This is a genomic window from Pseudomonas sp. AP19 (genome assembly GCF_001728855.1).
GTDB classification, from domain to species: Bacteria; Pseudomonadota; Gammaproteobacteria; order Pseudomonadales; family Pseudomonadaceae; genus Aquipseudomonas; species Aquipseudomonas fluorescens.
Map to the genome: position 1 here is coordinate 428,214 of NZ_LXJP01000001.1, position 10,432 is coordinate 438,645.

The window sequence follows — 10,432 nt, forward strand, 5'->3', positions numbered from 1 at the left end:
AATGACTGATTAGCCGTATGAAAAGGCCCGGAATGCTCACATCCCTCAAGCAAGAAAAATACATGCTGCTGGCGCTGATTGCCGCCATCGCAGCCTACCCGCTGGAGCACTGGATGCTCCACAACGGGCAAATGGTGGCGCTGCTGGCCGGCGTAGCACTGATCGGCTTTATCGTCATGGCGTCGATGCGCGTGGCGCACCATGCCGAACAACTCGCGGAAAAAGTCGGTGACCCCTACGGCACGATGATCCTGACGCTCGCCGCCGTGCTGGTGGAGGTGGTGATCCTGGCGATCATGATGAGCAACGAGCCGTCGCCGACGCTGGTGCGCGACACCATTTACTCGGCGGTGATGCTCGATATCAACGGCATCCTCGGCCTGGCCGCATTGATGGGCGGCATCAAGCATGGCGAGCAGTCCTACAACGATGATTCGGCGCGCACTTACAGTGTGATGATCCTCACCGCGATGGGCGTGTCGATGGTGGTGCCGGAATTTATCCCAGAAGCGGACTGGAAAATTTACTCGGCCTTCACCATCGGCGCGATGGTGGTGCTCTACACCTTGTTTCTGCGCATGCAGGTCGGGCCGCACAGTTATTTCTTCAGCTACAGCTACCCGGAAAAACGCCGCAAAAAACAGCCTGAAGAACAGCAGGAGCCATCGATAAGTCTGGCGTTCTCCATCGGTACGCTGGTGTTCGGGGTGATTGTGATCGGCGCGCTGGCCGAGGTGATGTCCAAGACCCTCGACCTGGGCCTGGAAGGCACCGGTGCACCGCCGGTCATCACCGCAATTGTGGTCGCGGCGATTTCGGCGGCACCGGAAATTTTGACGGCATTGCGCGCGGCCTTGGCCAACCGTATGCAGTCGGTCGTGAACATCGCATTGGGCGCTTCATTGTCGACTGTCATTCTGACGGTGCCGGTGATGGAGGCCATGGCGCTCTACACTGGCCAGCCGTTCCAGATGGCAATGACGCCGGTGCAAACCGTGATGGTGTTGATCACGCTGGTCGTCAGCGCGATCAACCTCAACGATGGCGAAACCAACGCCATCGAAGGGATGACCCATTTCGTGTTGTTTGCGACCTTTATCATGCTGTCGCTGCTTGGGTTGTAACCGACTAAGTAGAGTCGACGAACCCCATGTTGATTAGGTTCCGGCGATCAACTGCCGCGCCGCCTGGGTGTGGTCGGCGATCAAGCCTTTGAGGTCCAGGCCTTCGACCTGGCCGTCGATGACTCGCCATTTGCCGCCGATCATCACCCTGTCCGCACGGTCGGCGCCGCATAACAGCAGCGCCGAAATCGGATCGTGGCTGCCGGAGAAGCGCAGTTCGTCGAGTTTGAATAGCGCCAGGTCAGCCTGTTTGCCTACCGCCAACTCACCAATGTCCGTACGCCCCAGCAGTTGCGCCGAGCCCTTGGTCGCCCAGCCCAGCACGCCTTCAGGCGTGATCTTTTCCGCGCCGTAACGCAGGCGCTGGATGTACAGGGCCTGGCGGGCTTCGAGGATCATGTTGGATGCATCGTTGGAGGCGGAACCGTCCACGCCAAGGCCAATGGGCGCACCGGCGGCAAGCAGGTCCAGGGTCGGGCAGATACCGGAAGCCAGGCGCATATTTGAGCTCGGGCAATGGCAGATGCCCGTGCCCGCAGCCCCCAGGCGCGCGATTTCATCCGGGTTGAAGTGAATCCCATGGGCCAGCCAGGTGCGTGGGCCGAGCCAGCCGACGCTGTCGAGATAATCCACGGTGCGCAGGCCGAAACGCTGCAGGCAGAAGTCTTCCTCATCGAGGGTTTCTGCCAAATGCGTGTGCAGGCGCACGTCGAGGTTGTTGGCCAGTTCGGCGCTGGCTTCCATGATTTCCGGCGTGACGGAAAACGGCGAGCAGGGCGCCAGGGCGATCTGGATCTGCGCGCCGTCGCCACGCTGGTGGTATTCGCGGATCAGGCGTTGGCTGTCTTCGAGAATAACTTGGCCTTGTTGCACGGTTTGTTGCGGCGGCAGGCCGCCATCGGCCTCGCCCAGGCTCATGGAACCTCGCGTAAGCATGGCACGCATGCCCAGCTCGCGCACGCTATCGACCTGTACGTCGATGGCATTTTCCAGGCCGTCGGGGAACAGGTAGTGGTGATCGGCTGCCGTGGTACAGCCCGAGAGCAGCAGTTCCGCGAGCGCGACTTTGGAGGCCAGGGCGAGTTTTTCAGGGGTCAAACGCGCCCAAACCGGATACAGGGTTTTCAGCCACGGGAACAACGGCTGATTGACGACCGGCGCCCAGGCGCGTGTCAGGGTTTGATAGAAGTGATGGTGGGTGTTGATCAAACCGGGAAGAATCACGTGCTCGCGGGCGTCGAACACGTGTCCACAAGGTACTGCGGGCTCTTGGCTCCAGCCCAGCACTTCGGTGATCACACCGTCTTGCAGCACCAGGCCACCACGGGCGTCGAGGCCATTGGCAGTGAAAATCGCGAGGGGGTTTTTTAACCAGATACGGGTCGCAGGCATTGGCCGGCTCCTCTGAATGATGGGTTCAGGTTTGCCAGCTCAGTGTTGCCCTGTCTGCTGATCCAGGGTCGCCGGTGAAGGCGAGGTGGCTAGATTACGTGTAGTTCGCGATCTGGTCTAGGTGTAGGAAAGAGCACCCGATCAGTGTGGGAAGAGGCAAGTCGAATCGTCGCATTGCTCGTCCCACCTGTTGATCCGGGGGCCTTACCAGGCAATGGTGTCGCCTTTGTAGTCAACAAAGTGATGGCCGCCCTTGCCTGTGTAGGCATTCACCTGATCCACCAGGCCGCGCACGCTGGTGTCGACATCGATCTGTGCGTTTTCGCCGCCCATGTCGGTCTTCACCCAGCCCGGGTGCAGCGACAGCACGGTGAGTGTGTGGTCGCCCAGCTGGGTGATAAAGCTATTGGTCATGGAGTTGAGTGCGGCCTTGCTGGCCTTGTACAGCGCCAGGTCCGAACCATCGGGAATGGTCACGCTGCCGAGCACTGAGCTCATGAAGGCCAGTACACCGCTGTCTTTGCGGATCTGCCCGACAAACCGCTGGGCCAGGTTGATCGGCGCCACGGCGTTAGTGAAAAACAGCTGGCCGACTTCCGCGAGGGTGGCGTGGCCAGGTTCCTGGTTGGCCGGGCCTTTGACGCCCGCGTTGACGAACAGCAGGTCGAAGGTGCGGTCCTTGAGGCGCTGGCTCAGGGCGATTACGGCTTGCTGATCGTCCATGTCCAGTTTCTCGATCTGTGCCGGGCCAACGGCTTTCAGGGCATCGGCCTTGTTCGGATCGCGCACGGTGGCGGTCACGTCCCAGCCGTCCTCGATCAATTGCTTGACCAGGCCAAGGCCCAGCCCGCGCGAGGCGCCGATGATCAGTGCAGTTTTTGGCGTAGACATGCAGGGCTTCCTTTGAAGTCGCGGTTCAGGAAATTGAGCGAACTACATTAGCGCAGACTTGGCTAAATGGCGCGAAGTCTCATTGGACAAAAAGTGAACAGCGCCCGCAACGCCTTGTGACAGAAGGGTTACAGGCGGATGTGCTCAGGTTATCCACAGGCGGGTGCACAGTAGATGTGGGCAGTTTCAGCGTTCCAGCAGGATACGCCCACGGCTCAGGTCGGCGAGTTGAGTCTGCAGCGTAGCGATGTGTGCTTCGCCCAGTGCAAGCTGTAACTCGACGCCGTTGGCGGTGAAGGTTTCTTCCGTCACCAGCCCGCCCAGTTCGGCAACGCGCAGTTTCACCAGGTTCAATTCGGAAAAACCGCAGGCGCAACTCAGCGGTACGCGGCTGATCAACTCAATGCGGTCGGCAGTCTGCAGGCATTTGTTTGCGCCGCCGCCGTAGGCGCGGGCCAGGCCGCCGGTGCCCAGTTGGATGCCGCCGTACCAGCGGATCACCAGCACCGCGACTTGATCAAACCCCTGGGCTTCGATGGCTGCCAGAATCGGTCGACCGGCAGTACCGCCGGGCTCGCCATCGTCATTGCTGCGGTACTGGTCGGCCAGTTTCCAGGCCCAGCAGTTGTGCGTGGCGTTCAGGTCACTGTGCAGCTCGAAAAACGCCTGGGCGTCTTGCGGGCTGGTGATGGGCGCCGCCAGGGTGATAAAGCGGCTTTTGCGTATTTCTTCACGAAATTCGCAAAGGCCTGTGAGCGTGAAAGGCATAAATCGCTTCGTTTATAGGGCCGGCTTGATGCCACAGCCTTTGAGAATGATGTGGATCAGGTTGGTGCCCGCGTCTTCCATGTCTTGCTTGGTCAGCTTGGTACGCCCGGTGACGCGGCAGATCTGGGTGGCGAAGTCGGCGTAGTGCTGGGTGCTGCCCCACAACAGGAAGATCAGGTGCACGGGGTCGATGGGGTCCATCTTGCCGGCGTCGATCCAGGCCTGGAACACTGCCGCCCGGCCACTGAACCAGGCGCGGTAGTCCTGGCTGAAATATTCGGTGAGGCATTCGCCGCCACTGATGATTTCCATGGCGAAAATTCGCGAGGCTTGCGGGTGGCGCCGGGAAAATTCCATTTTGGTGCGGATGTAGCGGGTGAGCGCCACGGCCGGGTCGTCCTCGGCGGTGAGCGCGTTGAACGTGCTGTCCCACAATTCAAGGATATTGCTCAGCACCGCGATGTACAGGCCGAGTTTGTTGGTGAAGTAATAGTGCAAATTAGCCTTGGGCAGCCCGGCACTCGAGGCAATGGTGTTCATGCTGGTGCCTTTGTAGCCATGGCGCGCGAACTCGTCTTCAGCAGCCTGGAGAATTGCTTGTTCATTCTTTTGCCGAATGCGGCTGGCGGGTTTACCGGCGTGGTTGCTGTGGGCAGGAACTTCGAGGCTCATGGAGGTTTCCGTGCTGATCGATAGAGACGACGTGTGCACAGATAACCCACCCTCAAGCCTCAGACAAGTCCCGATGCAATAAAACCGTCAAAGCGGTTCCAGCGTGTCGCTTTCCGGGGCGTGGTTTGCGGCAATGCGCGCCGCTTTGGCTTCGGGCAATAATAGGCACAACACGATGGCGGTCAGGCCCCCGCTGGTGATGGCTGAGTCGAACAGGTTTTGCACCAAAGGCGGCATCAAATGCAGCAGGTTCGGTTGTGCGGCAATGCCCAGGCCGACGCCAAATGAGGTGGCAATGATCAGCATGCTGCGCCGGTCCAGCGGTGCCTGGGCGAGGATGCGCACACCGGCGGCGGCCACGCTGCCGAACATCACCAGGGTCGCGCCGCCCAATACCGGCTTGGGAATTTGCTGCAGCACGGCGCCAATCAGCGGAAACAGCCCGAGGCAACACAGCACCACGCCGATGTATAAACCGACGTAACGGCTGGCCACGCCGGTGAGTTGAATCACGCCGTTGTTCTGCGCGAAGGTCGTATTCGGAAAGGCGCTGAAAGTGGCCGCGATCATGCAACTGACGCCATCGCCGAGTACGCCGCCTTTGAGCCGGCTTATATAAGACGGGCCGCTGATAGGCTGGCGAGCGATCATACAATTGGCGGTGAGGTCGCCGACGGTTTCGATGCTGCTGATCAGATAAATCAGCGCGATGGGCAGGAAGGCGCTCCAGTCGAAATTGAAACCGAAGCGAAACGGTATCGGCAGGCTGACCAGCGGCAGGTCGGGCAAGGCTTGCGGCACCAGTTTGCCACTGAACCACGCCGCGAGGCTGCCGAGGGCCAGGCCGATGATGATCGCCGAGAGGCGCACCCACGGGGTGTTCGAGCGGTTCAGCAGGATGATGGTCAGCACCACGAACAGACCCAGCGCCAGGTTGGTGGGCGCGCCGAAGTCGGGAGCGTTGAACCCCCCGCCAAGGTCGGTGATGCCCACTTTGATCAGGCTGATACCGATCAAGGTGATGACGATGCCGGTCACCAATGGCGTGATGACTCGACGCAGTTGCCCGATAAACCGGCTCAGCACGATTTGTACGGCCGCGCCGAAGAAGCACACGCCGAAGATCATCGCCATGATGTCCTCCGGGCTACCGCCACGTTGCTTGACCAGGAACCCCGCCGACAACACCGCGCCGAGAAACGCAAAGCTGGTGCCTTGCAGGCAGATCATCCCGGCACCGATGCCAAAAGGTCTACGCGCCTGGATGAACGTTCCTACGCCGGAAACCATCAACGCCATGCTGATCAAGTAGGGCAGGTGAGCGGTGAGGCCAAGGGTGGAGCCGATGATCAGCGGTGGAGTGATGATGCCAACGAAGGCAGCCAGCACATGTTGCAAGGCTGCCAGTAGGGCGGGGATCGGTTTGGGGCGATCGTTGAGGCCGTAGATCAGGTCGCTGGGGCTGGAGGATTCTGGTGGCATGGCGGGCAAACTCGAGACGGACGGTTCTAGGTCCTGGCTCCCTTGCAAAAAGCTGTCCAGTTGCTCAGCTTTTAGCAAAAGGCCCGGCTTAGCGCGTTGCCGCCAAACTCTCGAGAAAGCTTTCCAGCACCAAATGAGGGCGACGCCCCTTGCGCGTGACCGATGCGAGGCTTAAATCGTAAAAGCGTGTAGCCGGTTTCAGCGCACGCAGTCGGCCTTGTTGCACCCAAAGGCTGGCGTAGTGGTCGGGCAAGTAGCCGATATAGCGACCGGTGAGGATCAGGAAAGCCATGCCTTCGCGGTCCGAGGCGCTGGCGGTGCAGTTGAGTGCCTGGTAATGGGCCTGGATCTCGGCAGGCAGACGGAAGGTTGGGGCGATGGCGTCCTGGCTGTCGATACGGGTGTCGTCCAGTTGCTTGTCGTCGGCATAAAACAATGGGTGGCCGACCGCGCAGTAGAGCAGCGAACGCTCGCTGTACAGCGGTTGGTATTCGAGGCCTGACAAGGCGCTGGCCTGAGGCACCACACCGACATGCAGGCGACCGTCGAGTACACCTTGCTCGACTTCGTTGGGGGCGATCATGCGGATCTGGATTTGCACGTCGGGGCCGCGTTCCTTCAATTGCGCCAGGGCATGTGTGATGCGCATATGGGGCAGGGTGACGAGGTTGTCGGTGAGGCCGATGATCAACTCGCCGCGCAAGTGCTGGTGCAGACCGTTCACCTCAGTGCGAAAACTTTCCAGGGCGCTTAATAGCTGCAGGGCCGATTGATACACCTCGCGGCCTTCTTCGGTCAGGGAGAACCCGGCGCGCCCGCGTTGGCACAGCCTTAATCCGAGGCGTTGCTCCAGGTCGCTCATTTGCTGGCTGATGGCCGAGCGGCCGATACCCAGTACGGTTTCCGCCGCCGAGAAACCACCGCACTCCACCACGCTGCGGAAGATGCGCAACAGGCGTATATCGAAGTCGCTGACTTGGGCCAGAGGGTCGGATCGACGGCTGCTCATAGTTTAGTGAAGGCCTGACTGAAGGTTAGAAGAGTTGGATTTCACCGACTTTATCCCCGTGGCAATTTAGCTGCAAGAACGCTTTTCAATCCCGACGCTGCCTTTTGCCTTGCGAGGTTTTGCTGATGAACATGCCCGAAAACGCCCCTTCGTCCCTGGCCAGCCAACTGAAGTTGGATGCTCACTGGATGCCCTACACCGCTAACCGTAACTTCCAGCGTGACCCGCGCCTGATCGTGGCCGCCGAAGGCAGCTGGTTGACCGATGACAAGGGGCGCAAGGTGTACGACTCATTGTCGGGCCTGTGGACGTGCGGCGCCGGGCATACCCGCAAGGAAATCCAGGCAGCTGTATCCAAACAATTGGGCACGCTGGACTACTCCCCAGGCTTCCAATACGGTCATCCGTTGTCATTCCAACTGGCGGAAAAGATTACCGATCTGACCCCAGGCAACCTGAACCACGTGTTCTTCACCGATTCCGGTTCCGAGTGCGCCGATACCGCAGTGAAGATGGTACGTGCTTACTGGCGCCTGAAGGGCCAGGCGACCAAGACCAAAATGATCGGCCGCGCCCGTGGTTATCACGGTGTGAACATTGCCGGTACCAGCCTGGGCGGCGTCAACGGTAACCGTAAGCTGTTTGGTCAAGGCTTGATGGATGTTGACCACCTGCCTCACACCTTGCTGGCGAGCAATGCCTTCTCCCGTGGCATGCCGGAGCAGGGCGGTATCGCCTTGGCCGATGAGCTGCTCAAACTGATCGAGTTGCACGACGCGTCGAATATCGCGGCGGTGTTTGTCGAGCCGATGGCCGGCTCCGCGGGCGTGCTGGTGCCGCCGCAAGGCTATCTCAAACGTCTGCGTGAGATCTGCGACCAGCACAACATCCTGCTGGTGTTCGATGAAGTCATCACCGGTTTCGGCCGTACCGGCTCGATGTTCGGTGCCGACAGCTTTGGCGTGACCCCGGACCTGATGTGCATCGCCAAGCAAGTCACCAACGGCGCGATCCCGATGGGCGCGGTGATTGCCAGCAGCGAGATCTACCAGACCTTCATGAACCAGGCGACGCCGGAATACGCGGTGGAATTCCCCCACGGTTATACCTACTCGGCGCACCCGGTGGCTTGCGCCGCTGGCCTGGCGGCATTGGACCTGTTGCAGAAAGAAAACCTGGTGCAGAGCGTCGCCGAGGTTGCCCCGCACTTTGAGAATGCGCTGCACGGTTTGAAGGGCAGCAAGAACGTGATCGATATTCGCAACTACGGCCTGGCCGGCGCGATCCAGATTGCCCCGCGTGACGGTGATGCCATCGTGCGTCCATTTGAGGCGGGTATGGCCTTGTGGAAAGCCGGTTTCTACGTGCGCTTTGGCGGTGACACCCTGCAGTTCGGGCCAACCTTCAACAGCAAGCCGCAGGACCTGGATCGCCTGTTCGATGCGGTCGGCGAAGTGTTGAACAAGATCGACTGATTTCTCCTTCTATATAGAACAACTTTTCAGGAGCCCTGCATGAGCCTTATCCAGCATTTGATCAACGGCCAGTTGGTCAGTGAGTCCGGTCGCACTGCCGATGTGTATAACCCGTCCACCGGCCAGGTGATTCACCAAGTGCCGTTGGCCAGCCGCGAAACCATTCAACGTGCAATCGACTCGGCCAAGGCGGCCTTCCCGGCCTGGCGCAATACCCCACCGGCCAAGCGCGCTCAGGTGATGTTTCGTTTCAAGCAATTGCTGGAGCAGAACGAAGCACGTATCTCGCAGTTGATCAGCGAAGAGCATGGCAAGACCTTGGAAGACGCTGCGGGCGAATTGAAACGCGGGATCGAGAACGTGGAGTACGCCTGTTCGGCGCCGGAGATTCTCAAGGGCGAATACAGCCGTAACGTGGGGCCGAACATCGATGCGTGGTCGGATTTCCAGCCGTTGGGCGTAGTGGCTGGTATTACCCCGTTCAACTTCCCGGCGATGGTGCCCTTGTGGATGTACCCGCTGGCGATCGTGTGCGGCAACTGTTTCATCCTGAAACCATCGGAGCGTGATCCAAGTTCGACGCTGCTGATTGCACAACTGCTGCAGGAAGCGGGTCTGCCCAAAGGCGTGCTGAGCGTGGTGCACGGTGACAAGGGCGCGGTGGATGCGCTGATCGAAGCGCCGGAAGTCAAGGCGCTGAGCTTTGTAGGGTCGACGCCGATCGCCGAATACATCTACTCCGAAGCGACCAAACGCGGCAAACGCGTGCAGGCACTGGGTGGGGCGAAGAACCACGCAGTGCTGATGCCGGATGCGGATCTGGATAACGCCGTGAGCGCCCTGATGGGCGCGGCGTATGGTTCCTGCGGTGAGCGCTGTATGGCGATCTCGGTTGCCGTTTGCGTGGGTGACCAGGTGGCGGATGCGTTGATTGCCAAGCTGGTGCCGCAGGTCAAGGCCCTGAAGATCGGTGCGGGCACTTCGTGTGGCCTGGATATGGGACCGTTGGTGACTGGCCAGGCACGGGACAAAGTCAGTGGCTATATAGAAGACGGTGTGGCGGCGGGTGCCGAGCTGGTGGTGGACGGTCGTGGCCTGAGTGTTGCCGGGCATGAAGAGGGCTTCTTCCTGGGCGGCAGTCTGTTTGACCGTGTGACCCCTGAGATGCGCATCTATAAAGAAGAGATCTTTGGGCCGGTGTTGTGTGTGGTTCGAGTTGATAGCCTGGAAGCGGCGATGCAACTGATCAACGATCACGAGTATGGCAACGGCACCTGCATCTTCACCCGTGACGGCGAGGCGGCACGCCTGTTCTGTGACGAGATTGAAGTGGGCATGGTCGGTGTTAACGTGCCACTGCCGGTGCCCGTGGCGTATCACAGCTTTGGTGGCTGGAAGCGGTCGTTGTTTGGCGACTTGCATGCCTATGGGCCGGATGGGGTGCGTTTCTATACCCGTCGCAAGGCGATTACCCAGCGTTGGCCGCAACGGGCCAGCCATGAAGCATCGCAATTTGCGTTTCCTAGTTTGTAAGGTGTTGTAATTAAGAGCCGGCCCCTTGGGGCCGGCTTTTGCGTTGTGGGCCTTGTTGATCGATATGACAGAAATATGAAAAAGGT

General features: G+C 60.0%; 9 protein-coding genes. 3 read left to right on the forward strand and 6 right to left on the reverse strand.

The window, feature by feature from the left end; translation table 11 throughout:
* The first annotated feature begins 32 nt into the window (after positions 1–32).
* Positions 33–1,124 (forward strand): calcium:proton antiporter, encoded by a 1,092-nt coding sequence (locus A7D21_RS01855; RefSeq protein WP_069550945.1) that lies wholly within the window; start codon positions 33–35, stop codon positions 1,122–1,124.
* A 33-nt stretch (positions 1,125–1,157) separates the two neighbouring features.
* Here the strand turns inward: A7D21_RS01855 and A7D21_RS01860 are convergent, their stop codons facing one another.
* From A7D21_RS01860 to A7D21_RS01885, 6 genes are all read right to left on the reverse strand, one after another.
* The gene (locus tag A7D21_RS01860) at positions 1,158–2,516 is read right to left on the reverse strand and encodes an 8-oxoguanine deaminase (protein WP_053254180.1); all 1,359 of its coding nucleotides are present in this window, start codon (positions 2,514–2,516) and stop codon (positions 1,158–1,160) included.
* Between the two features lie 204 nt (positions 2,517–2,720).
* Positions 2,721–3,407 (reverse strand): SDR family oxidoreductase, encoded by a 687-nt coding sequence (locus tag A7D21_RS01865; RefSeq protein ID WP_069550946.1) that lies wholly within the window; start codon positions 3,405–3,407, stop codon positions 2,721–2,723.
* A gap of 186 nt (positions 3,408–3,593) precedes the next feature.
* On the reverse strand, positions 3,594–4,175 hold the full coding sequence (locus A7D21_RS01870) for a YigZ family protein (RefSeq protein ID WP_053254182.1): 582 nt from the start codon (positions 4,173–4,175) through the stop codon (positions 3,594–3,596).
* A 12-nt stretch (positions 4,176–4,187) separates the two neighbouring features.
* The gene (locus A7D21_RS01875) at positions 4,188–4,847 is read right to left on the reverse strand and encodes a TetR/AcrR family transcriptional regulator (protein ID WP_053254183.1); all 660 of its coding nucleotides are present in this window, start codon (positions 4,845–4,847) and stop codon (positions 4,188–4,190) included.
* A gap of 87 nt (positions 4,848–4,934) precedes the next feature.
* Positions 4,935–6,329 carry a uracil-xanthine permease family protein gene (locus tag A7D21_RS01880; protein ID WP_053254184.1) on the reverse strand — a complete coding sequence of 465 codons (1,395 nt, stop codon included), beginning with the start codon at positions 6,327–6,329 and terminating at the stop codon, positions 4,935–4,937.
* 88 nt (positions 6,330–6,417) lie between these two features.
* Positions 6,418–7,338 carry a LysR family transcriptional regulator gene (locus A7D21_RS01885; RefSeq protein ID WP_053254185.1) on the reverse strand — a complete coding sequence of 307 codons (921 nt, stop codon included), beginning with the start codon at positions 7,336–7,338 and terminating at the stop codon, positions 6,418–6,420.
* Positions 7,339–7,463: 125 nt separating this feature from the next.
* Here A7D21_RS01885 and A7D21_RS01890 point away from each other — a divergent pair, with 125 nt between their 5' ends.
* Together A7D21_RS01890 and A7D21_RS01895 are read left to right on the forward strand one after the other, a co-directional pair.
* A complete protein-coding gene (locus A7D21_RS01890) occupies positions 7,464–8,813 on the forward strand; it encodes an aspartate aminotransferase family protein (RefSeq protein ID WP_053254186.1) in 1,350 nt (449 codons plus the stop codon).
* 39 nt (positions 8,814–8,852) lie between these two features.
* Positions 8,853–10,346, forward strand: coding sequence for a CoA-acylating methylmalonate-semialdehyde dehydrogenase (locus A7D21_RS01895; protein WP_053254187.1), 1,494 nt, complete (start codon positions 8,853–8,855; stop codon positions 10,344–10,346).
* Positions 10,347–10,432 lie beyond the last annotated feature (86 nt).

Bases quoted from the DNA above. Each gene is read 5' to 3' on its own strand.
- A7D21_RS01865 (WP_069550946.1), bottom strand. From the start codon at position 3,407: ATGTCTACGCCAAAAACTGCACTGATCATCGGCGCCTCGCGCGGGCTG.
- A7D21_RS01870 (WP_053254182.1), bottom strand. From the start codon at position 4,175: ATGCCTTTCACGCTCACAGGCCTTTGCGAATTTCGTGAAGAAATACGC.
- A7D21_RS01885 (WP_053254185.1), bottom strand. From the start codon at position 7,338: ATGAGCAGCCGTCGATCCGACCCTCTGGCCCAAGTCAGCGACTTCGAT.
- A7D21_RS01860 (WP_053254180.1), bottom strand. From the start codon at position 2,516: ATGCCTGCGACCCGTATCTGGTTAAAAAACCCCCTCGCGATTTTCACT.
- A7D21_RS01895 (WP_053254187.1), top strand. From the start codon at position 8,853: ATGAGCCTTATCCAGCATTTGATCAACGGCCAGTTGGTCAGTGAGTCC.
- A7D21_RS01855 (WP_069550945.1), top strand. From the start codon at position 33: ATGCTCACATCCCTCAAGCAAGAAAAATACATGCTGCTGGCGCTGATT.
- A7D21_RS01875 (WP_053254183.1), bottom strand. From the start codon at position 4,847: ATGAGCCTCGAAGTTCCTGCCCACAGCAACCACGCCGGTAAACCCGCC.
- A7D21_RS01890 (WP_053254186.1), top strand. From the start codon at position 7,464: ATGAACATGCCCGAAAACGCCCCTTCGTCCCTGGCCAGCCAACTGAAG.
- A7D21_RS01880 (WP_053254184.1), bottom strand. From the start codon at position 6,329: ATGCCACCAGAATCCTCCAGCCCCAGCGACCTGATCTACGGCCTCAAC.